The organism is Pseudorhodobacter wandonensis, assembly GCF_001202035.1.
Classification (GTDB): domain Bacteria; phylum Pseudomonadota; class Alphaproteobacteria; order Rhodobacterales; family Rhodobacteraceae; genus Pseudorhodobacter; species Pseudorhodobacter wandonensis.
Genome location: NZ_LGHT01000025.1, coordinates 371,397 through 394,888, shown reverse-complemented (window position 1 = coordinate 394,888; position 23,492 = coordinate 371,397). Strand labels below are relative to the sequence as shown.

The 23,492-nt window shown below is 58.9% G+C and carries 25 protein-coding genes; 17 read left to right on the top strand and 8 right to left on the bottom strand.

Annotation, left to right across the window (positions count from 1 at the left end; all coding sequences use genetic code 11):
* Positions 1–5: 5 nt before the first annotated feature.
* From AKU79_RS05940 to AKU79_RS05920, 5 genes are all read right to left on the bottom strand, one after another.
* Positions 6–1,367 carry a pyruvate dehydrogenase complex E1 component subunit beta gene (locus tag AKU79_RS05940; RefSeq protein ID WP_050522631.1) on the bottom strand — a complete coding sequence of 454 codons (1,362 nt, stop codon included), beginning with the start codon at positions 1,365–1,367 and terminating at the stop codon, positions 6–8.
* A gap of 14 nt (positions 1,368–1,381) precedes the next feature.
* Entirely contained in the window at positions 1,382–2,371 is a 990-nt protein-coding gene (pdhA, locus tag AKU79_RS05935; RefSeq protein WP_050522630.1) for a pyruvate dehydrogenase (acetyl-transferring) E1 component subunit alpha, read from the bottom strand.
* A gap of 140 nt (positions 2,372–2,511) precedes the next feature.
* Positions 2,512–2,814: an FtsB family cell division protein gene (locus tag AKU79_RS05930; protein WP_050522629.1), complete on the bottom strand. Its 303-nt coding sequence runs from the start codon at positions 2,812–2,814 to the stop codon at positions 2,512–2,514.
* Positions 2,815–2,919: 105 nt separating this feature from the next.
* Positions 2,920–3,813, bottom strand: coding sequence for a fructose bisphosphate aldolase (locus tag AKU79_RS05925; RefSeq protein WP_050522628.1), 894 nt, complete (start codon positions 3,811–3,813; stop codon positions 2,920–2,922).
* A 340-nt stretch (positions 3,814–4,153) separates the two neighbouring features.
* Positions 4,154–5,347: a phosphoglycerate kinase gene (locus AKU79_RS05920; protein WP_050522627.1), complete on the bottom strand. Its 1,194-nt coding sequence runs from the start codon at positions 5,345–5,347 to the stop codon at positions 4,154–4,156.
* Positions 5,348–5,470: 123 nt separating this feature from the next.
* Between AKU79_RS05920 and AKU79_RS05915 the strand changes: the two genes are divergently transcribed.
* Together AKU79_RS05915 and AKU79_RS05910 are read left to right on the top strand one after the other, a co-directional pair.
* Positions 5,471–5,977: a peptidylprolyl isomerase gene (locus tag AKU79_RS05915; protein ID WP_050522626.1), complete on the top strand. Its 507-nt coding sequence runs from the start codon at positions 5,471–5,473 to the stop codon at positions 5,975–5,977.
* Entirely contained in the window at positions 5,970–6,581 is a 612-nt protein-coding gene (locus AKU79_RS05910; RefSeq protein ID WP_050522625.1) for a peptidylprolyl isomerase, read from the top strand. Before AKU79_RS05915 ends, AKU79_RS05910 begins: the two co-directional genes overlap by 8 nt.
* A gap of 149 nt (positions 6,582–6,730) precedes the next feature.
* Here the strand turns inward: AKU79_RS05910 and AKU79_RS05905 are convergent, their stop codons facing one another.
* The gene (locus AKU79_RS05905; protein WP_050522624.1) at positions 6,731–7,225 is read right to left on the bottom strand and encodes an asparaginase domain-containing protein; all 495 of its coding nucleotides are present in this window, start codon (positions 7,223–7,225) and stop codon (positions 6,731–6,733) included.
* A gap of 126 nt (positions 7,226–7,351) precedes the next feature.
* Between AKU79_RS05905 and AKU79_RS05900 the strand changes: the two genes are divergently transcribed.
* On the top strand, positions 7,352–8,803 hold the full coding sequence (locus AKU79_RS05900) for a protein adenylyltransferase SelO (RefSeq protein ID WP_050522623.1): 1,452 nt from the start codon (positions 7,352–7,354) through the stop codon (positions 8,801–8,803).
* A gap of 75 nt (positions 8,804–8,878) precedes the next feature.
* Positions 8,879–9,325: a hypothetical protein gene (locus AKU79_RS05895; RefSeq protein WP_050522622.1), complete on the top strand. Its 447-nt coding sequence runs from the start codon at positions 8,879–8,881 to the stop codon at positions 9,323–9,325.
* Here AKU79_RS05895 and AKU79_RS05890 read toward each other — a convergent pair.
* Positions 9,322–10,308, bottom strand: a complete 987-nt coding sequence (locus AKU79_RS05890) for an LLM class flavin-dependent oxidoreductase (RefSeq protein WP_050522621.1) — start codon at positions 10,306–10,308, stop codon at positions 9,322–9,324. The two genes, AKU79_RS05895 and AKU79_RS05890, sit on opposite strands and share 4 nt — an antisense overlap.
* Positions 10,309–10,360: 52 nt before the next feature.
* Positions 10,361–11,191, bottom strand: coding sequence for a 3-deoxy-8-phosphooctulonate synthase (gene kdsA / locus AKU79_RS05885; RefSeq protein WP_050522620.1), 831 nt, complete (start codon positions 11,189–11,191; stop codon positions 10,361–10,363).
* A gap of 156 nt (positions 11,192–11,347) precedes the next feature.
* On the opposite strand from kdsA, the gene AKU79_RS05880 reads away from it, so the two are divergent.
* From AKU79_RS05880 to nuoE, 13 genes are all read left to right on the top strand, one after another.
* Positions 11,348–12,505: an acyl-CoA dehydrogenase family protein gene (locus AKU79_RS05880; protein ID WP_050522619.1), complete on the top strand. Its 1,158-nt coding sequence runs from the start codon at positions 11,348–11,350 to the stop codon at positions 12,503–12,505.
* Complete coding sequence (locus AKU79_RS05875; RefSeq protein ID WP_050522618.1) at positions 12,502–12,957, top strand: lysozyme inhibitor LprI family protein; 456 nt, start codon at positions 12,502–12,504, stop codon at positions 12,955–12,957. The genes AKU79_RS05880 and AKU79_RS05875 overlap by 4 nt, the downstream gene beginning before the upstream one ends.
* Entirely contained in the window at positions 12,957–14,561 is a 1,605-nt protein-coding gene (locus tag AKU79_RS05870; protein ID WP_050522617.1) for a carboxyl transferase domain-containing protein, read from the top strand. Before AKU79_RS05875 ends, AKU79_RS05870 begins: the two co-directional genes overlap by 1 nt.
* 112 nt (positions 14,562–14,673) lie before the next feature.
* Positions 14,674–16,608, top strand: coding sequence for an ATP-binding protein (locus AKU79_RS05865; RefSeq protein WP_050522616.1), 1,935 nt, complete (start codon positions 14,674–14,676; stop codon positions 16,606–16,608).
* 43 nt (positions 16,609–16,651) lie between these two features.
* A complete protein-coding gene (locus AKU79_RS05860) occupies positions 16,652–17,521 on the top strand; it encodes a hydroxymethylglutaryl-CoA lyase (protein WP_050522615.1) in 870 nt (289 codons plus the stop codon).
* A 3-nt stretch (positions 17,522–17,524) separates the two neighbouring features.
* A complete protein-coding gene (locus tag AKU79_RS05855) occupies positions 17,525–18,310 on the top strand; it encodes a crotonase/enoyl-CoA hydratase family protein (protein WP_050522614.1) in 786 nt (261 codons plus the stop codon).
* A gap of 180 nt (positions 18,311–18,490) precedes the next feature.
* A complete protein-coding gene (locus tag AKU79_RS05850; protein WP_050522613.1) occupies positions 18,491–18,856 on the top strand; it encodes an NADH-quinone oxidoreductase subunit A in 366 nt (121 codons plus the stop codon).
* Positions 18,847–19,380 (top strand): NuoB/complex I 20 kDa subunit family protein, encoded by a 534-nt coding sequence (locus AKU79_RS05845; RefSeq protein ID WP_082223943.1) that lies wholly within the window; start codon positions 18,847–18,849, stop codon positions 19,378–19,380. Before AKU79_RS05850 ends, AKU79_RS05845 begins: the two co-directional genes overlap by 10 nt.
* Before the next feature lie 12 nt (positions 19,381–19,392).
* Positions 19,393–19,998 carry an NADH-quinone oxidoreductase subunit C gene (locus AKU79_RS05840; protein WP_050522611.1) on the top strand — a complete coding sequence of 202 codons (606 nt, stop codon included), beginning with the start codon at positions 19,393–19,395 and terminating at the stop codon, positions 19,996–19,998.
* Positions 19,999–20,002: 4 nt separating this feature from the next.
* Positions 20,003–20,890, top strand: coding sequence for a sulfotransferase (locus AKU79_RS05835; protein ID WP_050522610.1), 888 nt, complete (start codon positions 20,003–20,005; stop codon positions 20,888–20,890).
* Positions 20,890–22,098 carry an NADH-quinone oxidoreductase subunit D gene (locus AKU79_RS05830; protein ID WP_197087247.1) on the top strand — a complete coding sequence of 403 codons (1,209 nt, stop codon included), beginning with the start codon at positions 20,890–20,892 and terminating at the stop codon, positions 22,096–22,098. Before AKU79_RS05835 ends, AKU79_RS05830 begins: the two co-directional genes overlap by 1 nt.
* Entirely contained in the window at positions 22,098–22,370 is a 273-nt protein-coding gene (locus AKU79_RS05825) for a hypothetical protein (RefSeq protein ID WP_050522608.1), read from the top strand. Before AKU79_RS05830 ends, AKU79_RS05825 begins: the two co-directional genes overlap by 1 nt.
* The gene (nuoE, locus tag AKU79_RS05820) at positions 22,370–23,491 is read left to right on the top strand and encodes an NADH-quinone oxidoreductase subunit NuoE (protein WP_050522767.1); all 1,122 of its coding nucleotides are present in this window, start codon (positions 22,370–22,372) and stop codon (positions 23,489–23,491) included. Before AKU79_RS05825 ends, nuoE begins: the two co-directional genes overlap by 1 nt.
* Position 23,492 lies beyond the last annotated feature (1 nt).

Below are 23,492 nucleotides of genomic sequence, written 5' to 3'. Positions count from 1 at the left end.
TCTCCTTACCGGTAGCAGACGGATTTAACGGCCTCGACCACTTCCGCGGTCGTGATCAATGCGTGTTTTTCAAGGTTGGCGGCATAGGGCATCGGCACATCTTTGCCCGTGCAGTTGATCACCGGCGCATCGAGATAATCAAACGCGCGCTCCATGATCGTGGCCGACAGGTGGTTGCCGATAGAGCCGACAGGCCAGCCTTCCTCGACAGTCACGCAGCGGTTGGTTTTTTGCACAGAAGCCAAAACCGTATCGTAATCAATCGGGCGCAGCGTGCGCAGATCAATCACTTCCGCCGAAATCCCGTCTTCGGCCAGCTTGTCCGCAGCCTCTAGCGCATAAGTCATGCCAATGCCAAAAGACACGATCGTCACATCTGTGCCTTCACGCCAGATGCGGGCCTTACCGAATGGAATGGTAAAATCTTCCAGATCCGGCACTTCGAACGACTTGCCATACATGATCTCGTTTTCCAGGAAAATCACAGGGTTCGGGTCGCGAATAGCCTGTTTCAACAAACCCTTAGCATCCGCAGCCGAATAGGGCATCACAACTTTCAGCCCCGGCACCATCGCATACCATGCCGCGAAATCCTGGCTGTGCTGTGCGCCTACCCGCGCGGCGGCACCGTTGGCACCTCGGAACACAATCGGGCAACCCATCTGCCCGCCCGACATATACAGCGTCTTGGCGGCCGAGTTCAGCAAATGGTCAATCGCCTGTAGCGCAAAGTTAAAGGTCATAAACTCGACAATCGGGTTCAGCCCAGCAAAGGCCGAACCGACAGCGATACCGGCAAAGCCATGCTCGGTGATCGGCGTGTCAACCACGCGGCGCGGCCCGAATTCATCCAGCAAACCTTGGCTGATTTTATAGGCGCCTTGGTATTCGCCCACTTCCTCGCCCATCAGGTAAACCAGCTCGTTCGCACGCATTTCTTCGGCCATCGCCTCGCGCAAGGCTTCACGCACGGTCATGGTTTTCATCTTTGTGCCTTCGGGCCAATCGGGCGAGGCGTTGGATTTCACAGCAACGGGCGCCGCAGCTGGCGCGGCTGCTGGCTTTGCGGCTTCGGGTTGGGACGTTTCCGCTGGGGCAGGTGCCGCCACATCGTCCGCGCTTTCGCCTTCCTCAACCAAGACAGCAATCGGCGTGTTCACCTTAACATTTGCCGTGCCTTCGGCGACCAAAATTTTGCCAACAATACCTTCATCGACGGCTTCAAATTCCATCGTCGCTTTGTCGGTTTCAATCTCGGCCATGATCTGGCCGGATTTTACTTCGTCGCCCGCTTTGACCAGCCATTTGGCCAAGGTGCCCTCTTCCATCGTGGGCGAAAGGGCCGGCATCAGGATTTGCGTTGCCATATGTCTGTTCCCCCTCAGGCGTAAATATCTGTCCAGAGCTCTTCCAACGCGGGCTCTGGGCTGTTTTTGGCGAATTCGGCACTTTCATTGACGATCGCCTTAATCTCTTTGTCGATGGCTTTCAGATCGTCATCCGAGGCATGGCCGCCTTGCACCAACAAGTCACGAACGTGGTCGATCGGGTCTTTCTCATCGCGCATCTTTTGCACCTCTTCACGGGTGCGGTACTTTGCCGGATCCGACATCGAGTGCCCGCGATAGCGGTAGGTGTTCATTTCCAGAATATAGGGGCCTTCACCCGCGCGGCACACGGCAACTGCCTTTTCGGCAGCCGCTTTAACAGCCAGCACATCCATGCCGTCCACCGCTTCGCCTTTAATGCCATAGGCAGCGCCGCGTTCCCACAAAGACGGTGATTTGGTTGACCGCTTCATGCTGGTGCCCATGGCGTATTGGTTGTTTTCAATCACAAAAACCACCGGCAGGTTCCAAAGCTCGGCCATGTTATAGGTCTCATAGACCTGGCCCTGGTTGGCAGCACCATCGCCGAAATAAGCAAAGGAAACGTTGTCATTACCCAAGTATTTGTCGGCAAATGCCAGCCCTGCGCCCAAAGGCACCTGTGCGCCAACAATTCCGTGCCCGCCGTAGAAATGCTTCTCTTTCGAGAACATGTGCATCGAGCCGCCCTTACCCTTGGAATAGCCGCCCTCACGCCCTGTCAATTCGGCCATCACGCCTTTCGGGTCCATGCCACAGGCCAGCATATGGCCGTGGTCGCGGTAGGATGTAATGCGCTTGTCGCCTTCTTTGGCAGCGGCCTCAATGCCCACGACAACAGCCTCTTGGCCAATGTACAAATGGCAAAACCCGCCAATCAGCCCCATGCCATACAATTGGCCTGCCTTTTCCTCGAATCGACGGATCAACAGCATCTCACGGTAAAATCCCATGAGTTCTTCTTTGGATGTATTTGATTTTGTGGGTTTCTTTGCCGCAGCCATGAAACGCAACCTCCCGCATCTGTGAAAGTAGTTCAGTGTTAAACTACCTAGGGCGATACGGAAAAACAAGGCGGAATTGGATAGGCCAAAGCAAATGCGCCGCAAACGGCGGCGCTTTGGTCAGTGTAAAGAGCAATGGATTAGCGAATGACGATCTCATCCGCGCGCAGATAGCCCAGCACATCTCTTGCCTGTTCATCCAGCAGATCAAGGTCAAGATAGGTGTCTGACAGGCGCAACGTCAGGTTTTGCATTTTGGCAAGCTCGACCTTGAGCGCATCGCGCTGCGCGACCAACGCACGTTCTTCGGCACGCAACTGCACTTGCCGGAACACGCCGTAATCGCCCTGCACCGCAGCAAAGGTAAAATAGCCCCCAAGAATAACCGCCAAGGTCATCAGCAAAAGCGAAGCTATCGCGGGGCGTTGTTTTTGGGTGTGCATCGGGCGCCTCTCACCCCTCTGCAATGGGGGTTTTAGGCAATATGACACAAGTGATTCGCAAAGGGAATCCCCCACAAGCGGGAAATTCCCATATTTTTAGGCCTTTTAGCCAGCAATCGATGCCGCGTGAATGCTATCGATCGCTTGAACCAGAATTGCATCAAATTCCGCGTCGGTCTGGTTTGCATTCAGTCCTTCCGACAAGGCGCGGCTAAAGCTGGCAATAACACCACTGTTCTGCGCAAGGATTTTGTTTGCCTCGGCACGGTTATACCCGCCCGAAAGCGCCACCACCTTCATCACTGCCGGATGATCCACCAAAGGTTTGTAAAGATTGGCTTTTGTCGGCAAGGTCAGCTTTAGCATCACTTGCTCACCCTTGGGCAGTTTGTCCAAATGGCGCAAGATCGCTGCGAGCAGCAGATCTTCTGCCTCGGCTTTGTCGGCGATCGAGATGGTTACTTCGGGTTCCAGGATCGGCATCAACCCTGCGGCTTTTACCTCGGCGCCAAGTGCGAATTGCTGGGCGACCAGCGCCTCAATCCCGGCGGCATTTGCGGCGTTCACGACCGAACGTTCTTTGGTGCCAAAAATCCCGGCTTTGACAGCACGCGCAAGCAGCGCCTGCAGGCCCGGAATAGGTTTCAGCATTTGCACGCCGTCAGCTTCAGCCTCTAGCCCTTTGTCGATTTTCAAGAACGGGACGACACCGCGTTTTTCCCACAGGTAGTTTGCGGTAGGGATGCCGTCGATGTCACGATCCATGGTTTGTTCAAACAGAATGGCAGCAATAACTTTATCACCCGTAAACGCCGGCGATTTAATAATCCGTGACCGCATTTGGTGGATCAGGTCGTACATCTCGCTTTCCGAGCTGTAGGCGCTTTCTTCAACGCCATAGAGGCGCAGAGCTTTGGGGGTGGAACCGCCACTTTGGTCTAGTGCCGCGATAAAGCCTGCGCCACGCTGCATTTGTTCGGTCTGTTTGCTGTTTGGCATCTCGTTAACCTCATGTCCCTTGTTTTAGGGGGCCAAAGCCCCGTTAACAAACGGCATAGCGGTATGCGGAACGTCGATCAATTATGTTGGCGCTAACAGTCTGAAATTACGCTTAAACCACCGTTCTTCTGCGTCAAATTGCGGAAAATATGGCCAGTATTTGCTGCCCAAGCCCTTGCAGGCACAGCACTTTCAAATCACAGGCGCATTTTGGTGATTTGAGGCGTGTATTGGTCATGCCTAATTTCCGCGCAGTCATGACCCTAACAAATCAGAACCGCGCGGCAGGTGTTGCGGCTTTGCGCCTCTACTCTTGTATCAAAGATAGGGGCGCAAAGTATCAGCCTTTCAGGGCCGCAACGCCCGGCAGGTCTTTACCTTCCATCCACTCAAGGAATGCGCCGCCTGCGCTGGAGATATAGGTAAACTGATCGGCCACACCGGCCTTGTTCAGTGCAGCCACGGTATCGCCACCCCCTGCAACCGAGATCAACGCCCCTTCGGCAGTCAAGGCGCCTGCCTTTTGCGCCGCTGCATTGGTCGCCGCATCAAAGGGTTCAATCTCAAACGCGCCAAGCGGACCGTTCCAGATCAGCGTCCGCGAGGCGCTGAACACTTCGGTAATATTGGCCACCGTGGCAGGCCCCGCATCCAGGATCATCGCATCCGCAGGGCATTCCGTCACGGGCAGAACCTCGGACGCCGCACCCGCCTTGAATTCGCGCGCAACAACGATGTCTTTGGGCAGGTGAATGGCACAGCCCGATTGGTCAGCTTTGGCCAAAATCGCCAATGCCGTTTCGGCCATATCGCGTTCAGCAAGGCTTTTGCCAACCTCGATCCCTTGGGCGACCAGAAACGTGTTGGCCATACCGCCGCCGATAATCAGGTGGTTCACCTTGGTCACCAGATTGCCCAGCAGGTCAAGTTTTGTCGAAACTTTGGCCCCACCCACAACGGCCACAACTGGGCGCTGCGGTGTGCCAAGTGCGGCCTCAAGCGCCGAAAGTTCGGCTTGCATCAATCGGCCGGCACAGCTTGGCAGCAGGCGGGCGATGCCTTCGGTGCTGGCATGGGCGCGGTGGGCGGCGGAAAAGGCGTCGTTCACATAAACCTCGCCCAAGGCCGCCAGACTTGCCGCCAGCATCGGGTCGTTTTTTTCCTCGCCCGCGTGGAAACGGGTGTTTTCCAGCAAGACCACCTCATTGTCGCCCATCTCGGCAATCGCTATTTTTGCGGGCCCGCCGATGCAATCGCTGGCAAAAGTGACCTTAATGCCGGGCAGGGCGGCTTGCAGCGCGGGGACAACCTGGCGCAGGCTCATTTCCGGCACGACCTTGCCTTTGGGGCGATCGAAATGCGCCAACAAAACCGGCTTGCCGCCTTTGGCCAGAATATCGGTGATCGTCGGCACGATCCGTTCAATTCGGGTGGCATCGGTGACTTTGCCGTTTTCCATCGGTACGTTCACATCAACCCGCACCAGTGCGACCTTGCCGGCCAAGTCCATGTCATCCAGCGTCTTCCAAGCCATAACAGCCTCCACAGTTTCATTTGCTTCCTTCGACCCTATCCCAAAGGCTTCGTCAATGGTTAGCCCTTTCCAACCGCGCTTTGGATGATTAAGTTGCGCCTCAGCAAATTATAGGAGCGCCAGATGGCTGATATCAAAGACCCGGAAAACACAATCTTGATGGAATTGAAGGGCGGCACCGTCACGATCGAACTGCTGGCCGATGTGGCGCCCAAGCATACCGCCCGCATGAAAGAGCTGGCACGTGCCGGTGCTTATGACAACGTTTGCTTTCACCGCGTGATTGACGGCTTTATGGCCCAGACCGGCGATGTTGAGCATGGCGATATGGAAGACGGTTTCAACCTGCGCCGCGCGGGTACGGGTGGGTCTGATCTGCCCGATCTTCCGGCCGAATTTTCCAAGCTGCCGCATGCGCGCGGAACTTTGGGTGCGGCGCGGTCCAGCAACCCGAACTCGGCCAACAGCCAGTTCTTCATCAACTTCAAAGACAATGATTTCCTGAACGGGCAATACACGGTTTATGGCCGCGTGATTTCGGGCATGGAGCATGTTGACGCGATCGTTCGGGGCGAGCCGCCAGCGACGCCGGATCGTATGATCTCGGTCAAGGTGGCCGCAGATGCGTAAGGAAACCTTGGTCGCAGGCGGTTTCTTCGCGCTTGGTTTGGCGGTTTTGGGTGGCTATGCCCTGTCTCAATCCGCGACGCCAGCGATGGCGCAGGCTGTGGATGGGCCGGGCCCGAACCTTGTGATTGAGGTTGCGGGGGAGGCGAAGGGTGAGGTTGTCATCGATTTGCTGCCCGATCTTGCGCCGAAACATGTGGCCCAGATCACGGCTTTGGCCGAGGCTGGCAATTATGATGGTGTGGTGTTTCACCGCGTGATTGATGGCTTCATGGCCCAGACGGGTGACGTCAAGTTTGGCAAAAAGGGCGGTGATACGTCGCGGGCTGGGATGGGGGGCTCGGATTTGCCGAACATTCCGGCAGAGTTTTCCCAGGAAACCTTTGACCGTGGTGTCGTCGGGATGGCCCGCAGCCAGAGCCCTGATTCTGCGAACAGCCAGTTTTTCATCATGTTCGCGCCGGGTCCGTTTTTGGACGGGCAATACACGGTCGTGGGCCGCGTGATTTCTGGCATGGACGTGGTTGATAAAATCAAGCGCGGCGCGGGTGGAAATGGTGAGGTTTCCGACCCCGACCAGATGGAAAAAGTGACCGTCGTGAAATAAAACTCTGGCCCGCCTTGCAAGTTGCGGGGCGGGCCGGGTTCAGGGATGAAATTGCGGGATGACCGCGCGCGGACAAAACGCTATCCTGTTGATATCACACTGTATTCGCAGGGCAATTTACCAAATATTAACCTGCGAACCCGCGTGATTTAGGGGTGGTCGAACCGGCCAAGATCGGTGTTTTTGTTCAGCGCTGTTGCGGCAAAAACGCGGCCGTTCATGACGCCCCAAACCCCTGCACCCAACACTTGCGCGGCGATGATTGCGCCGCCGATGTTGAACTCGGCATCCGATCTTTGCAAGGAAAAGGGCCGCATGGCCCCGCTAAGTACCACCGTTTTACCGGCAACCGACGGCGCCAGAAACCGCGCGGTTTCGCCCATTGTGCCGGTGCCGTGGGTCACGACGATGGCTGTTTCGGGGGCGCGCAAAATGGCCTGCAAAATAGCATCACGGTCGGCGTCATCAAAATAGAGACTGTCTTTCAGCATCAACAGCTCGACAGTTGGAAAATGGCATCGCGCGGTTTTCAACAGTTCGGGCAGATGGGTGGTGCCATCGGGGGCAAAGCCAAGCCCCTCGGTCTGGGTGTCATGGATCTTATCCAACGTGCCGCCGGTGACGATGATGCGCAGTTTTTCCAAGGGTGTTTCCTTTTGGCTATGTCTGCGCCCGTGTAGCCGGCCACGCGGTGATAACGCAATAACTACTGGCCCGTGGCGTGGAATTGCGCCAAGCTTGGGGGCAAGAATAGACCTGAGGATGTTTGAATGCCCGATCTGCCGCTGTTTGCGTTTGACAATAGTTTTGCCCGCGAAATGCAAGGGTTTTTCGTGGAATGGCAAGGCGATAAAGTGCCAGAGCCGCAGGTTTTGCGGCTGAACCGCGGGCTTGCCGAACAGCTGGGGCTGGATGCGGACGCGCTGATGGGCGCAGGTGCCGTGCTGGCGGGGGCAGAGGTGCCTGCGGGGGCGCAGCCACTGGCGATGGCCTATGCGGGGCATCAGTTTGGCGGGTTTTCACCGCAGCTGGGTGACGGGCGGGCGCTGTTGCTGGGCGAGATTTTGGACAAGCAGGGCAAGCGGTTCGATCTGCATTTGAAGGGATCAGGCCGCACGCCGTTTTCGCGCGGCGGTGATGGCAAGGCAGTGCTGGGGCCAGTGTTGCGCGAATATCTGTTCGGCGAGGCAATGGCGGCTTTGGGCATTGCGACCACGCGGGCGCTGGCAGCGGTGACCACGGGCGAGCAGATCATGCGCGATGGCCCGCAGCAGGGTGCGGTTTTGGCGCGGATTGCGGCGTCACATCTGCGGGTGGGGACGTTTCAGTTTTTTGCCGCGCGGGGCGAATTGGACCGTGTGCGGCAGCTTGCCGACTATGCGATTGCGCGGCATTTTCCGCAGGTTGCGACCAGTGATGCACCCTATTTGCGGCTGTTCGAGGCGGTGGTCGATGCGCAAGCGGCCTTGGTGGCAAAATGGGCTTTGGTGGGGTTTGTGCATGGGGTGATGAACACCGACAACACCTCTATTTCCGGTGAGACGATTGATTATGGCCCTTGCGCGTTCATCGATGCCTATGATCCGGCGAAGGTGTTCAGCTCGATCGACCGTAACGGGCGCTATGCCTATGGCAACCAGCCTGCGGTGCTGCATTGGAACCTGTCAAAGCTGGCCGAGACGTTGATTGATCTTGTTAATCCGGCAGATGGTGATGCAGCGATTGCGGTGCTGACGCAGGCGCTGCACCGCTTTCCCGTGCTCTATGAGCAGTATTGGTTGGCGGGGATGCGGGCCAAGTTGGGGTTGCAGGGCGAGGTGCCCGAGGATTTGGCGCTGGCGCAGGATTTGCTGCATGCAGCCGAGGGGCAGGGCGTGGATTTTACCGGCCTGTTCAGGGATTTGGCCGAGGTGCAGCGCGGCGATGAGGTTGGCGTCTTTGCCGCCCCGTCGGTTTTTGGCGATTGGTTGCTGCGGTATAAGGCGCGGTTGGTGCTTGGGGCGGCGGGTGCCGATGCGATGGATGCGGTGAACCCGGTTTATATTTTGCGCAACCATCTGGTAGAGGCCGCGTTGGCCGATGCAGCCCGTGGCGATATGGCGGCGTTTGACCGTTTGCTTGCTGTGGTGGTGCGCCCGTTTGAGGTGCAAGCCGGAGCAGAGGCCTATGCCGCGCCGGCCCCTGCCGAATTTGGCGCGCATGTCACCTATTGCGGGACATGAAACTGCGACAGATCAAGGACAGTTTGGCAGCTGGTGCTAAGGCTGGGGTATATTTGGAATGAGAGAGGAACCAAGATGATCGACAAGCAGAAGTTGCAGACCGTGATGTTGGCGTTGACCGAGGCCGAACTGGCCCAGGCCCATGTAAAATATGAGCAATTCTTGGCCGAGGCGCGGCTGGACCGGTCAGAGGTAATCGAGCGCGACGAGCAGGCGCAGGCTGAGACGGCGGCGGATCTGGCCGAGGCGTTTGATGACCGCGAGCATCAGGCCGAGCTGAAGGTTGCGGCGCTGAAGGCGCTGGATTTCGGGCCGAAAGATGTGGTCGAGCCGGGGGCTGTGGTGCGCTTTGGCGATCGGTTTCTGGTGGTGTCGGTTTCGACTGCCGAGTTTGAGTGTGGCGGTCGGCGTTGCATTGGCATTTCGCCCGCCGCGCCGATTTACAAGGCGCTGGAGGGGAAAGCGCAAGGTGAGGATTGCGTCTTTCGCGGCCGCACCTTGCATATTCACGAGCTGTATTAAAGGCGGCGCATGACCTCGGCCGCGATCTGGAAGGACCGGATGCGGGCAGCGGGGTCGTGGATCATGCCGGTCAGGATTACCTCATCCGGTTGGTGCCGGGTGAGGAGGGTGGCCAGTTGGCTTTGCACGGTATCAGGCGCGCCGGTGGCCGAGCATGACAGGGCGTGGCGTACTTGGGCCAGTATGGCGGGCGCGACCTGTGTTGTGATGTCCTGGACAGGGCGCGGCAGTTTGCCCGGCGTGCCGCTGCGCAGGCGGGCAAAGGCGAGTTCTTGCGAGCTGCGCAGAAACTGGGCCTCGGCATCGGTTTCGGCGGCGCAAACGCCGATGGCCATCATCGCATGGGGTTTGTCCAGATGCGTTGAGGGGCGGAAGGTGGCGCGGTAGGTGGCCAGCGCGTCCGACAGTTGGGCCGGTGCGAAATGTGAGGCAAAGGCGTAGGGCAGGCCGAAATAGGCCGCCAATTGCGCGCCATAGAGGCTGGAGCCGAGAATCCAGACCGGAACATGGGTGCCTGCACCGGGAACGGCCATAACGCTGGCATCGGGGGCCGGGTCATCCAGATAGCCGATCAGTTCCTGTACATCGGCGGGAAAGCTGTCATCCGGCGCCATGTGGCGGCGCAAGGCGCGGGCGGTGGCCATATCGGTGCCGGGCGCGCGGCCAAGGCCTAGGTCGATACGGTTCGGGTAGAGCGTGGCGAGGGTGCCGAATTGCTCGGCTATGACCAGAGGCGCGTGGTTAGGCAGCATGATGCCACCTGCGCCGACGCGGATGGTTTTGGTGGCGGCAGCGACATGCGCGATCACAAGGCTGGTCGCGGCGCTGGCGATGCCGGGCATATTGTGATGCTCGGCCAGCCAGAAGCGGTTATAATCGGCGGCCTCGGCGGCTTGGGCCAAGGTCACGGAATTGGCCAACGCGTCGGCGGCGGTATGGCCCTCGGGGATGGGCGACAGATCAAGCAGGGAATAGGGGGTCATCAATGGCTCCTTTCGCCTTGAGCTATGCGCGCGGGCGAAAGGTTCCAAGGGGTTAGAGACCTTTTACCAGCGCATCAATCGCCTTAAGGCTGGTCAACAGCGTACCGAGTTCGGCCAAAGGCACCATGTTGGGGCCATCCGAGGGTGCGATGTCGGGGTTGTCATGGGTTTCAATGAACACACCGGCCACGCCTACGGCGACAGCGGCGCGGGACAGAACCGGCACAAATTCGCGCTGCCCGCCGGATGAGCCACCTTGACCACCCGGTTGTTGCACCGAATGGGTCGCGTCAAAGATTACCGGTGCGCCGGTTGAGGCCATAACCGGAAAGCTGCGAAAATCGGTGACGAGTGTGTTATAGCCAAAGGACACCCCGCGCTCGGTCAGCAAGACATTCGAATTGCCCGAACCGGTAACTTTGGCCAGCACATGCTTCATATCCCAAGGCGCCAGAAACTGGCCCTTTTTGATATTGATCACGCGGTCGGTCAGGGCTGCGGCGACCAGAAGGTCGGTTTGACGGCATAGGAACGCAGGGATTTGCAGGATGTCGCAAACCTCGGCCGCCTCGGCGCAATGGCTGGGCTCATGCACGTCTGTCAGGGTCGGCATGCCGTAGGTTTCCTTGATCTCGGCAAAAACCTCGAAAGCCTTGGTTTTGCCGATACCGCGTGCGCCACCCAGACTGGTGCGGTTGGCCTTGTCATAGCTTGCCTTGAACACGGCTTTGACGCCGACCGAGCGGGTGATTTCATCAATTGCGGCGGCCATTTCCAGCGCGTGGGCGCGGCTTTCCATTTGGCAGGGGCCAAGGATAAAGGCCACAGGCCCCGCGTTGTCAAAGCTGACATTTCCGGCGGTGACGGTTGTGTTCGCGTCCATCTGTTTCCCCTTATCAGTGGTCATTATGCGGCTTGCATGTAACGGGGCCATTTACCGCCGCTGCCGCAGGGCTGGCAACCCCTTAGCCACCCATTGACGCAGCATGGGGTTTGTGCTTATTAATTGAACAAGTGTTCAGTTTGCGGGGAGGCGACGATGTTCACAGGCTCTATGCGCTTTGATTTGGGCGAGGATGTTGCGGCCTTGCAAGCTATGGTGCATCGCTGGGCGCAAGAGCGGGTAAAACCGATGGCGGCGGCGATTGATGCGGGCAACTTGTTTCCGGCAGAGCTGTGGCGCGAGATGGGCGATTTGGGCCTGTTGGGCATTACGGTGCCCGAGGCCGAAGGCGGGGCAGGGATGGGCTATCTGGCGCATGTGATTGCCGTTGAGGAAATCGCGCGGGCCAGTGCAAGTGTGGCGCTGTCCTATGGCGCGCATTCGAACCTGTGTGTGAACCAGATCAAGCTGAACGGCACGCCAGAGCAAAAGGCCAGATATTTGCCGCCGCTGATTGCTGGCACCAGTGTCGGGGCGTTGGCGATGTCTGAGGCGGGGGCGGGGTCGGATGTGGTTTCAATGGCGCTGCGGGCCGAGAAGCACGACGGGTTTTACCGGCTGACAGGGCATAAGTACTGGATCACCAATGGGCCCGAGGCAGATGTGCTGGTGGTCTATGCCAAGACCGACCCCGAGGCCGGAAGCAAAGGCATTACGGCGTTTATCATCGAGAAATCCATGGCCGGATTTTCTACCAGCCCGCATTTTGACAAGCTGGGGATGCGTGGGTCCAACACGGCCGAGCTGATCTTTGACGGGGTAGAGATGCCTTTTGCCAATGTGCTGGGGGCCGAGGGCAAAGGTGTGCGGGTGCTGATGTCGGGCCTGGATTATGAGCGCGTGGTGTTATCGGGCATAGGTACGGGGATTATGGCGGCCTGTCTGGATGAGGTGGTGCCTTATTTGCAAAGCCGCGAGCAGTTTGGCCAAAAGATCGGGCGTTTTCAGCTGATGCAGGGTAAGGTTGCCGATATGTATACGGCGATGAACTCGGCGCGGGCCTATGTTTACGCGGTGGCGCGGGCCTGTGACCAAGGGCTTGTGACGCGGGCCGATGCGGCGGCCTGTGTGCTTTATGCGTCCGAGCAGGCGATGGTACAGGCGCATCAGGCCGTGCAGGCGCTGGGCGGGGCGGGGTTTTTGGCCGATAGTGCTGTTAGCCGGTTGTTCCGTGATGCCAAGCTGATGGAGATAGGCGCCGGCACAAGCGAGATCCGGCGTATGTTGATTGGGCGGGAGGTGCTGGGCGAATGAAGCTGATCGGGATTTTTGTATTGCTGGCAGGGGCAGCGCAGGCGCAGGATTTTGCGCCGGTTGTTAACCCTGCCGCTGTCGAGGGGTGTTTTTATCAGGCGCTGCGCGACGGTGCGACGGCTGACTGTATCGGTGCGGCTGCGGGGGTTTGTATGGAGCAGCCGGGTGGGTACACGACACTGGGGTCAAGCGAATGCGTGAATGCCGAAACCCAAGTTTGGGATGGCTATCTGAACCGCGAATATAAGGCGCGCATGGCCAGCATAACCGCCGACCAAAAGACCGCCTTGCGCAGCGCACAGCGGGCATGGATTGCGTTTCGCGATGCCGATTGCGCCTTGCAATACCAGATGTTCATCGACGGCTCGATCCGGTCCAACATTTATACCGGCTGTATGCTGGATATGACGGCGCGTCGGGCCTTGGCCTTGCGGGATTTGGGGGGGATGTGATGCGCCTGAAATCGGGCTTTTTGCCCAATACCGATGCTGCCCGCGCCAACCGTAGCGCCCATCTGGCGATGCTGGATACCGTGGCACTGGCCGCAGCGCTTGCCGCCGCCGGGGGGGGTGCCAAGTCGCTGGAGCGTCACATCGCACGTGGCAAGATGCCGCCGCGCGAACGGGTGGCGAATTTGCTGGATGTGGGTAGCCCGTTCCTTGAGGTCGGCGCGACGGCGGCGCATGGGCTGTACGGGGGGGATGCCCCTTGTGCCGGGCTGATAGCCGGTGTCGGGCGGGTGATGGGCCAGGATGTGATGGTGGTCTGCAATGATGCCACGGTCAAAGGCGGCACCTATTACCCGATGACGGTTAAAAAACACCTGCGCGCGCAAGAGATCGCCGAGGAAAACCACCTGCCTTGTGTCTATCTGGTTGATAGCGGCGGGGCGAACCTGCCCAATCAGGATGAGGTTTTCCCCGATCGTGATCATTTCGGCCGGATTTTCTATAATCAGGCGCGGATGTCGGCCAAAGGGATTGCGCAGATTGCGGTGGTCATGGGGTCTTGTACGGCTGGGGGGGCCTATGTGCCTGCGATGTCGGATGTGACGATCATCGTGCGCGATCAGGGGACGATTTTTCTGGCAGGCCCGCCCTTGGTCAAGGCCGCCACGGGTGAAGTGGTCAGCGCCGAAGACCTTGGCGGCGGTGATGTGCATACGCGGCTGTCGGGCGTGGCCGATTATCTGGCCGAAGATGACGCCCATGCCTTGGCGCTTGCCCGCCGCGCGCTGGGCAACCTGAACCGCGCCAAACCTGCTACCGTGCAATGGCAAGCAGCCGAAGATCCTGCCTATGACCCCGAAGAAATCCTCGGCCTTGTGCCGCCCGATCTGCGCACGCCATATGATATACGTGAACTGTTGGCCCGTGTTGTCGATGGGTCCAGATTTGATGAATTCAAGGCGCGGTTTGGTGAAACGCTTGTCACGGGGTTTGCGCATATAAAGGGCTGTCCTGTCGGAATTATCGCCAATAACGGGGTGCTGTTTTCGGAATCCGCCGTCAAAGGCGCGCATTTCGTGCAATTGTGCAGCCAGCGCAACATCCCGCTGGTGTTCTTGCAAAACATCACCGGCTTTATGGTGGGCCGCAAATACGAATCCGAAGGCATCGCCCGCCATGGCGCCAAGCTGGTGACAGCTGTGGCCACCACCAACGTCCCCAAAATCACTATGATTGTCGGCGGTTCCTATGGCGCAGGCAATTACGGCATGGCAGGGCGCGCCTACAGCCCGCGTTTCCTGTGGTCATGGCCCAATTCCCGCATCTCGGTTATGGGCGGCGCGCAGGCGGCAGGGGTTCTGGCGACGGTAAAACGTGACAGCATCGAACGTCAGGGGGGCAGTTGGTCGGCCGCCGAGGAAACAGCGTTCAAGCAACCCACGATCGACATGTTCGATCACCAATCCCACCCGCTCTACGCCTCGGCCCGCCTTTGGGATGACGGTATCATCGACCCCCGCAAAACCCGCGAAACCCTCGCGCTCTCGCTGCAAACCAGTCTTAACGCCCCGATACCCCCCACCAATTTCGGCCTCTTCCGCATGTAACCCTATCATCTATCTACAAATATCCCACGGGGGTCCGGGGGTGTGAAACCCCCGGCTCTGCCCTCGGGTTCGGGGTGTGAAACCCCCGCTACCTGCAACAAGTGAGACATTGATGTTTGACAAAATCCTGATCGCCAACCGTGGCGAAATCGCCTGCCGGATCATCCAGACTGCCCAAAGGCTTGGGGTGTTAACGGTTGCGGTCTATTCCGATGCAGATGCCGGTGCCAAACATGTGGAAATGGCCGATCAGGCGGTGCATATCGGCGGTCCGGCCCCGCGTGACAGCTATCTGCGCGGAGACGTGATTATTGCGGCAGCCAAGGCTACGGGGGCGGTGGCCATTCACCCCGGCTATGGCTTTCTCTCCGAAAACCCCGATTTTGTTGACGCGGTCGAGCGTGCGGGTCTGGTGTTCATCGGCCCTTCGGCGCAGGCGATCCGCGCCATGGGCCTGAAAGATGAGGCCAAGCGCCGGATGCAGGCGGCGGGGGTGCCGGTTGTACCAGGTTATCTGGGCGACAGTCAGGACCCGGCGCATCTTGCGGCCGAGGCTGCGAAAATCACCTATCCGGTTCTGATCAAAGCTGTGGCAGGTGGCGGTGGCAAAGGCATGCGCAAGGTTCTGGCCCCGCAGGATTTCCTGCAGGCGCTTGCCTCGGCCCGCAACGAGGCGATGACGGCCTTTGGCAATGATGCGGTTTTGCTGGAAAAATACGTCGAAAAACCCCGCCATATCGAGGTGCAGGTTTTTGGCGACGGCACAGATGCTGTGCATTTGTTCGAACGCGATTGCAGTTTGCAGCGCCGCCACCAAAAGGTGATCGAGGAAGCCCCGGCGCCGGATATGCCTGCGGCCATGCGCCAAGCCATGGGTGCGGCGGCGGTACGGGCCGCGCAGGCGATCGGGTACAAAGGCGCAGGTACCGTTGAATTTATCGTTGATGCCAGCGCGGGCCTGCAGCTTGACCGGTTCTGGTTTATGGAAATGAACACGCGTTTGCAGGTTGAACACCCCGTGACAGAGGCAATAACCGGTGTGGACTTGGTCGAATGGCAGTTGCGTGTTGCCAGCGGTGAAAGCCTGCCGTTGCGCCAAGGCGATCTGCACATCAATGGCCACGCGTTTGAGGCCCGGCTATATGCCGAGGATGTGCCTGCCGGCTTTTTGCCTGCCACGGGGCGGTTGGACCATCTGGCCTTTCCCGCCAATGCCCGTGTTGATAGCGGGGTGCGCAGCGGCGATAGCATCAGCCCTTGGTATGATCCGATGATTGCCAAGATCATTGTCCACGGCCCCACGCGCGCGATTGCGCTGGCCCAGCTTGGCCGTGCCTTGGCGCAAACGCAGGTGGCAGGGTCGGTGACCAATCTGGCCTTTCTGGGGGCGCTTGCCCGCCATGACGGTTTTCGCAAAGGAGATGTGGACACGGGTCTGATTGAACGGGATTTGGCGGCCCTGACCCGTGTTCCCGTGGCCTCATTGGCGCATTCTGCCTTGGCGGTGCTGGCAGCGGCCAATCTGCCAATGGCGGCGCAAACAGGGTTTTCGCTATGGGCGCCTTTGGTTTGCAGTATGCAGCTGACCCATCAGGCACAGACGATCACGGCCCGTATCGCGGTTTTGGGCCCGAACCATGCACGGGTGACGTTGGACGGGAAAACGGTTTCTGCCACGCGCGGCGACAAGGGCTGGCAGGTTGAGGGTTCACCTTTTACGCCAGTCGAAGTTGCGGCGGATAAGATTTATGTTTTCGCGCCCGAGGGGCAGTATGTCTTTGCGCCGGTTGATCCTTTGGCGCGCGATGTTGCCGGGGCTGCTGCGGGCAATGCGGCGCTGGCCCCGATGCCGGGTTTGGTCAAGGCGCTGTGTGTGAGCGCGGGCCAGACGGTTGCAGCGGGTGACCGCCTGGCCGTACTGGAAGCGATGAAGATGGAGTACAGTCTTACCGCCGCGCGTGCAGGCGTGGTGGCCGAGGTTCTGGTGCAGGAAGGCGATCAGGTAGAAGCAGGGGCCGCGTTGATTTTGCTGGAAAGTGATGACTGAGATCGGCCAACGTAAGTGCCCCAACGATTGGAAAATGTGATCCATGCCCGGTTTTGTCGAGATATATGAGGTAGGCCCGCGTGATGGCTTGCAAAACGAAAGGGCGATTATTCCGCTGGCGCAGAAGGTTGCGCTGATTGATTTGCTGTCCAAAGTTGGCTTTCGCCGGATCGAGGTGGCAAGTTTTGTGTCACCGAAATGGGTGCCGCAAATGGCTGACAGTGCAGCTGTGATGGCTGCGATGACGCGGGCGCCAAAGGTGCGCTATGCGGCGCTGACGCCCAACATGCAGGGCTATGCGGCGGCAAAGGCGGCAGGGGCGGATGAGGTGGCAGTGTTTGCCTCGGCCTCGGAAGGGTTTTCGCGGGCCAATCTAAATGCCTCGATTGCCGAAAGCATGGCGCGGTTTGCGCCTGTGGCTGCGGCGGCACAGGCGGACGGTTTGCCGTTACGGGGCTATGTGTCTTGTGTGACCGATTGCCCCTATGACGGGGCAACCGCGCCAATGGCCGTGGCGCAAACCGTGGCGGCGTTGCGGGATTTGGGCTGCCATGAGGTAAGCCTTGGCGACACGCTGGGGCGGGGCAGGCCCGAGGCGGTGGATGCTATGCTGGCGGCGGTACTGAACGAGATGCCAGCGCGGCAGTTGGCGGGGCATTTCCATGATACCAATGGCGGGGCCTTGGACAATATCGCTGTGTCGCTGGCACGGGGGCTGCGGGTGTTTGATGCGGCTGTCGGCGGCTTGGGGGGGTGCCCCTATGCGCCGGGGGCAGCGGGGAATGTGGCGACCGAGCGGGTTGCCGCGTTTTTGGCCGCGCAAGGCTATGTGACAGATTTGGACGGCGCCGCCTTGCAGCAGGCCGCCGAGATGGCCCGCGCGATGCGCAGCCCGCAAACGGCACAGGAGTAAGCGATGAAATTTCAGACAATTCAGCAAGCGATCGACCGGCGCGGTGTGGCGACGCTGACGCTGGTTCGGCCGGACAAGCGCAATGCGATGTCGGCGCAGATGATTGACGAGCTGACGCAGGCAGCACTTGCATTGGGGGCCGACCCTGCGGTGCGGGTGGTGGTACTGGCCGCAGCAGGCGACAGTTTTTGTGCGGGCGGCGATCTGGGCTGGATGCAGGACCAGATGGCCGCCGATGATGCGACCCGCGCGGCCGAGGCACGCAAGCTGGCGATGATGCTGGCGGCGTTGAATGACATGCCCAAGCCGTTGATCGGGCGGGTTCAGGGGCAGGCCTATGGCGGGGGTGTCGGGTTGATCTCGGTCTGTGACGTGGCGATTGGGGTGCATACCGTGCGGTTTGGCCTGACAGAAACCCGGCTGGGGCTGATTCCCGCGACGATTGGCCCCTATGTTGTGGCGCGCATCGGTGTGGCAAATGCGCGGCGTGTTTTTGCCTCGGGGCGGCTTTTCGACGCAGATGCGGCGATGCGGATGGCGCTTTTGGCCGAAGTCGTTGCGCCAGACGCGCTTGATGCGGCAATCGAGGCCGAGGCGGTACCTTATCTGGCCTGCGCGCCGGGGGCTGTGGCCGAGGCCAAAGCCTTGCTGCGCAAGCTTGCACCCAGCCCGACGCCCCAGGATATAGAGGCAAGTATCAATGCACTGGTGGCCCGTTGGCAAAGCGATGAGGCGGTTGCGGGGATTGCGGCTTTCTTTGCCAAGGAAAAGCCGGGATGGGCGCAATAGCTGCCGATCTGGTGGCCTTGATGCAAGTTGGTGCAGGTTAACACATTTCGCATTTGCAATCTGTGAATTTCGCTTCGCCTTCGGTTGACCCCGGCATAGCAGCGGAGTAAACGAAACCGTGAGAGTCCTCTGCCCAAAGTCGGGTGGAAGCCTGCATGTCGCCAGCGATAGGAGCATCTAGTGGACCACCTACTCCGGGAATACTTGCCCATTATCATTTTTCTTGCCGTGGCAATCGGCCTTGGGCTTGTCCTGATTCTGGCAGCTGTGGTGCTTGCCGTGCGCAACCCCGACCCGGAAAAGGTCTCGGCCTATGAATGCGGGTTTAACGCGTTTGACGATGCGCGGATGAAATTTGACATCCGTTTTTACCTCGTCTCGATCCTGTTTATCATCTTTGACCTTGAAGTGGCGTTCCTGTTCCCTTGGGCAGTCGCCTTTGGCGATATCTCGATGGCAGCCTTTTGGTCGATGATGGTGTTCTTGGCGGTTCTGACCGTCGGATTTGCTTATGAATGGAAGAAGGGGGCGCTCGAATGGGAGTGATGGCCGGTGCAAATACTGCGGGCGCTGATCTTGAGGTTTCGACCCAAGCGCTGAATGCCGAGTTGCAGGATAAGGGCTTTTTGCTGACCTCGACCGAAGATATCATCAACTGGGCGCGGACGGGTTCGCTGCACTGGATGACATTCGGTTTGGCCTGCTGTGCGGTTGAAATGATGCATGTCGCCATGCCGCGCTATGATGCCGAGCGTTTTGGCTTTGCGCCCCGCGCATCACCGCGCCAGTCGGATGTTATGATCGTGGCCGGCACGCTGACCAACAAAATGGCGCCTGCGCTGCGCAAGGTTTATGACCAGATGCCCGAGCCACGCTATGTGATCTCGATGGGGTCTTGCGCCAATGGCGGTGGCTATTACCACTATAGCTATTCTGTGGTGCGGGGCTGTGACCGGATTGTTCCGGTTGATATTTATGTGCCGGGATGCCCGCCAACAGCCGAAGCCTTGCTGTACGGTATCTTGCAGCTGCAACGCAAAATCCGCCGTACCGGCACGCTGGTTCGCTAAGGGGAGAGAGACATGACCGAAGCCCTGACCGAACTTGCCGCCCAGCTGGAACTGCGCCAACCTGATGCGATCGTTTCAACCGCCATTATCAATGGCGAGCTGACGGTTGTTGTTGCGCCGCGCGCGCTGGTGCCCTTTGTTGATTTTCTGAAAACCGACAGCAGCTGCAAATTTTCGACGCTTGTCGATATTACCGCCGTTGACCACCCCGAGCGGGTGGGGGCGCGGTTTGACGTGGTTTACCATTTCTTGTCGATGTATCAAAACCACCGTATCCGCGTTAAAGCGGCGGTGCGTGAAGACGAAATGGTGCCGTCGATCACATCTGTTCACCCTTCGGCCAATTGGTTTGAGCGTGAAGTCTATGATATGTTTGGCATCCTGTTTTCGGGCCACCCCGATTTGCGCCGGATCTTGACGGATTACGGGTTTCGCGGCCACCCGCTGCGCAAGGATTTCCCGACCACGGGCTATACCGAAGTGCGCTATGACGAGGCGCAAAAGCGCGTGATATATGAGCCGGTCAAGCTGGTACAAGAATACCGCCAGTTCGATTTCATGAGCCCGTGGGAGGGCGCGAAATACGTGCTGCCGGGCGATGACAAGGCCAAGGGCTGAGCGGGTGAGCAAGGAACCAACCATATTGTTTTGTGTGGGGGCAACGAAATCGGGCACCAGCTGGTTGTTCGATTATCTTGCCGACCATCCGGAATGCCATGTGCGCTCGATCAAAGAGCTGCACTATTTCGACACGCTCGAATCCAAGGCATTCCGGCAGCAATTGGTGGTGCAGCGCAACCAGATGGCGCGCTTGCGTGACCGGCTAGGGGTGGCGAAAGGTGCCCAGCATCGCCGTGCGGCGGACAAGATGCAAGATGTGCTGGATTGGCATAAGGTGTTGAAAGAGCGGGCAGAAAATACTGCCAACTATCTTGGCTATCTGACTTGGGGCATGGACCGCCATTCCTTGGTTGCCGATGTGACGCCTGCCTATGCCTTGCTGCCGATCAAGCGGTTGAAGCAAATGGCACGCCTGTCAAAAGAGACGCGGTTCATCTATGTGATGCGCGACCCCGTGGCGCGGCTATGGAGCCATGTGCGGATGCTGTCACGCCGGGTTTGCGACAGTGCTGACGCGCTGGCCTCGACCTGCAATGTGATGATGGAGCGGGTGCTGCAAGGCCAGAAAAGCAGCATGACCGAACGCGGCGATTACGAGGGCGCGATACGGCGGCTGAATGCGGCGGTTGATCCGGCCAAGCTGTTGATCATGTTTATGGAAGAGCTGTTGACGCCGGCCGGTGTGGCCCGTGTTTGCGCGTTTTTGAATATAGACTATAAGGCTGCAAATTTTGCGCAGCCGGTGCATGTTGGCGTATCTGTTGCGATGTCGCCAGAGCATAGAGACCGTGCGCGCGCATATCTGCGCCCGCAATATGAATTTGTCGCCCGCCATTTTTCGGACCTACCCGAGAATTGGCGCAGGAACATGGGTGAGGCTAGGCTATGATGGATGGCAACTTCAACGACGCGCTGACAGGCGAGCAGAAGATCCGCAATTTCAACTTGAACTTTGGCCCGCAACACCCTGCTGCGCATGGTGTTTTGCGGCTTGTGCTAGAGTTGGACGGAGAGATTGTCGAACGCTGCGACCCGCATATCGGCTTGCTGCACCGTGGCACCGAAAAGCTGATGGAAAGCCGGACCTATCTGCAAAACCTGCCGTATTTTGACCGGCTGGATTATGTGGCGCCGATGAACCAGGAACATGCCTGGTGCTTGGCGATTGAAAAGCTGACCGGTGTCGAGGTGCCGCGCCGTGCGCAGTTGATCCGCGTGCTGTTTTCGGAAATCGGCCGCGTTTTGAACCACTTGCTGAACGTGACGACGCAGGCGATGGACGTTGGCGCGCTGACGCCGCCGCTCTGGGGTTTTGAAGAGCGTGAAAAGCTGATGGTGTTTTATGAGCGGGCTTGTGGTGCGCGTCTGCACGCCGCCTATTTCCGCCCCGGTGGTGTGCACCAAGACCTGACGCCCGATCTGATCGAAGATATGGACGTTTGGGCACAGGAATTCCCGCGCGTTTTGGACGATATTGACGGGTTGCTGACCGAAAACCGTATCTTCAAGCAGCGCAACGCCGATATCGGTGTTGTGTCCGAGCAGGACATCCTTGATTGGGGTTTCTCGGGGGTGATGGTGCGTGGTTCGGGCCTTGCCTGGGATTTGCGCCGCGCGCAACCCTATGAATGCTATGATGAATTTGAGTTTAAGGTGCCGGTTGGCAAGAATGGCGATTGCTATGACCGCTATCTGTGCCGGATGCAGGAAATGCGCGAAAGCACCTCGATCATCCGTCAGGCGCTGGCCAAGCTGCGCAAAGAACCGGGCGATGTGCTGGCGCGGGGCAAAATCACGCCGCCGAAACGCGGTGAGATGAAAACCTCGATGGAAGCGCTGATCCATCACTTCAAGCTGTATACCGAAGGGTTCCACGTGCCTGCCGGTGAGATTTATGCCGCTGTTGAGGCGCCGAAGGGCGAGTTCGGCGTCTATCTGGTCGCAGATGGCAGCAACAAACCTTACCGCGCCAAGATCCGCGCACCGGGCTTTTTGCACCTGCAAGCGATGGATTACATTTGCAAAGGCCACCAACTGGCCGATGTGGCCGCGATCATCGGTACGATGGACGTGGTATTCGGAGAGATTGACCGCTGATGGACCTGACAAGCGCAACCAGTGCAAAGGCTTGGGCCGGGGTCGCCGTATTGGGCGGCGTCGTGGCTATGGGCTTGCGTGATCGGGTTGCGGGGCTTGGCTTTCTGACCCATCGGTTCGGGGTGACATCTGACCGCAATTTGGCGCTTGCCGGTGCCGCTCTCTATGCCCGCTCGGGTGAACTTTATATGAAACATCTCAGCAGTGGTGGGGCGGCGCTTGGTGCGTTTGCCCTATGCGTTGCCGCGCTGAAAACCAACGGAGCCGCATGATGCTGCGTCGCTTGCACAAAGAACAGCCTGCTACTTTCGCCTTTACGCCCGCCAATCTGGAATGGGCGCAGGGGCAGATAACGAAATACCCCGAGGGGCGGCAGGCGAGCGCGATTATTCCGCTGTTGTGGCGTGCGCAAGAGCAAGAGGGCTGGCTGACACGCCCCGCGATTGAACATATCGCCGATATGCTGGGCATGGCCTATATTCGCGCGTTGGAAGTGGCGACGTTCTACTTTATGTTCCAATTGCAACCTGTTGGTTCTATTGCGAATATCCAGATTTGCGGCACCACGTCCTGCATGATTTGCGGCGCCGAGGATCTGGTTGCTGTCTGCAGAGAACTGATCAATGAAAAGCCGCATACATTGTCGGCGGATGGCAAGTTTTCGTGGGAAGAGGTGGAATGCCTTGGGGCCTGCACCAATGCGCCGATGGCCCAGATCGGCAAGGATTATTACGAAGACCTGACACCCGACAGCCTGCGCGACCTGATCGCGCGCTTTTCCAAAGGCGAGGTGCCGGTTCCCGGCCCGCAGAACGGGCGCTATGCCTCTGAACCTTTGGCCGGTTTGACCAGCCTGAAGGACTATGAGGCGGGTCGTAAACAGTATAACGCCAGCGTGCAGGCGGCCGTTGATATTGGCGAAACCGTCAAGCGGATTGACGGGACCGAGGTGCCGATTTTGACGCCTTGGCTGGGTAAATCGGGCGGCAAGCCTGCCAAAGCGGCCAAGGCCGAGCCGAAGCCGGCAAAAGCTGCGCCAGCGGAAAAAGCCAAGGTCGCGGCTAAGGAAACCAAGGCTGCACCTGCAGCCAGTGAGGCAAGCGTCGGGTCCAAACCCGAAGGTCTGGCTGCCGCGCGCGATGGCAAAGCCGATGATTTGAAGCAAATCAAAGGCATCGGGCCGAAGCTGGAAATTCTGTGTAACAGCCTTGGCTTTTACCATTTTGACCAGATCGCGAATTGGACCGAGGCCGAAGTGGCCTGGGTTGATGAAAACCTTGAAGGCTTTAAAGGCCGCGTGACCCGCGATACCTGGGTTGAGCAGGCCAAGATTTTGGCGGCGGGTGGCGCGACCGAGTTTTCGAAACGTGTCGATAAAGGCGGGGTATACTGAA

What these genes read in the sequence shown, in the direction of transcription:
- AKU79_RS05940 (WP_050522631.1), bottom strand. Translation starts at nt 1,367, where the DNA reads ATGGCAACGCAAATCCTGATGCCGGCCCTTTCGCCCACGATGGAAGAG.
- pdhA (WP_050522630.1), bottom strand. Translation starts at nt 2,371, where the DNA reads ATGGCTGCGGCAAAGAAACCCACAAAATCAAATACATCCAAAGAAGAA.
- AKU79_RS05930 (WP_050522629.1), bottom strand. Translation starts at nt 2,814, where the DNA reads ATGCACACCCAAAAACAACGCCCCGCGATAGCTTCGCTTTTGCTGATG.
- AKU79_RS05925 (WP_050522628.1), bottom strand. Translation starts at nt 3,813, where the DNA reads ATGCCAAACAGCAAACAGACCGAACAAATGCAGCGTGGCGCAGGCTTT.
- AKU79_RS05920 (WP_050522627.1), bottom strand. Translation starts at nt 5,347, where the DNA reads ATGGCTTGGAAGACGCTGGATGACATGGACTTGGCCGGCAAGGTCGCA.
- AKU79_RS05915 (WP_050522626.1), top strand. Translation starts at nt 5,471, where the DNA reads ATGGCTGATATCAAAGACCCGGAAAACACAATCTTGATGGAATTGAAG.
- AKU79_RS05910 (WP_050522625.1), top strand. Translation starts at nt 5,970, where the DNA reads ATGCGTAAGGAAACCTTGGTCGCAGGCGGTTTCTTCGCGCTTGGTTTG.
- AKU79_RS05900 (WP_050522623.1), top strand. Translation starts at nt 7,352, where the DNA reads ATGCCCGATCTGCCGCTGTTTGCGTTTGACAATAGTTTTGCCCGCGAA.
- AKU79_RS05895 (WP_050522622.1), top strand. Translation starts at nt 8,879, where the DNA reads ATGATCGACAAGCAGAAGTTGCAGACCGTGATGTTGGCGTTGACCGAG.
- AKU79_RS05890 (WP_050522621.1), bottom strand. Translation starts at nt 10,308, where the DNA reads ATGACCCCCTATTCCCTGCTTGATCTGTCGCCCATCCCCGAGGGCCAT.
- kdsA (WP_050522620.1), bottom strand. Translation starts at nt 11,191, where the DNA reads ATGGACGCGAACACAACCGTCACCGCCGGAAATGTCAGCTTTGACAAC.
- AKU79_RS05880 (WP_050522619.1), top strand. Translation starts at nt 11,348, where the DNA reads ATGTTCACAGGCTCTATGCGCTTTGATTTGGGCGAGGATGTTGCGGCC.
- AKU79_RS05875 (WP_050522618.1), top strand. Translation starts at nt 12,502, where the DNA reads ATGAAGCTGATCGGGATTTTTGTATTGCTGGCAGGGGCAGCGCAGGCG.
- AKU79_RS05870 (WP_050522617.1), top strand. Translation starts at nt 12,957, where the DNA reads ATGCGCCTGAAATCGGGCTTTTTGCCCAATACCGATGCTGCCCGCGCC.
- AKU79_RS05865 (WP_050522616.1), top strand. Translation starts at nt 14,674, where the DNA reads ATGTTTGACAAAATCCTGATCGCCAACCGTGGCGAAATCGCCTGCCGG.
- AKU79_RS05860 (WP_050522615.1), top strand. Translation starts at nt 16,652, where the DNA reads ATGCCCGGTTTTGTCGAGATATATGAGGTAGGCCCGCGTGATGGCTTG.
- AKU79_RS05855 (WP_050522614.1), top strand. Translation starts at nt 17,525, where the DNA reads ATGAAATTTCAGACAATTCAGCAAGCGATCGACCGGCGCGGTGTGGCG.
- AKU79_RS05845 (WP_082223943.1), top strand. Translation starts at nt 18,847, where the DNA reads ATGGGAGTGATGGCCGGTGCAAATACTGCGGGCGCTGATCTTGAGGTT.
- AKU79_RS05840 (WP_050522611.1), top strand. Translation starts at nt 19,393, where the DNA reads ATGACCGAAGCCCTGACCGAACTTGCCGCCCAGCTGGAACTGCGCCAA.
- AKU79_RS05830 (WP_197087247.1), top strand. Translation starts at nt 20,890, where the DNA reads ATGGATGGCAACTTCAACGACGCGCTGACAGGCGAGCAGAAGATCCGC.
- AKU79_RS05825 (WP_050522608.1), top strand. Translation starts at nt 22,098, where the DNA reads ATGGACCTGACAAGCGCAACCAGTGCAAAGGCTTGGGCCGGGGTCGCC.
- nuoE (WP_050522767.1), top strand. Translation starts at nt 22,370, where the DNA reads ATGCTGCGTCGCTTGCACAAAGAACAGCCTGCTACTTTCGCCTTTACG.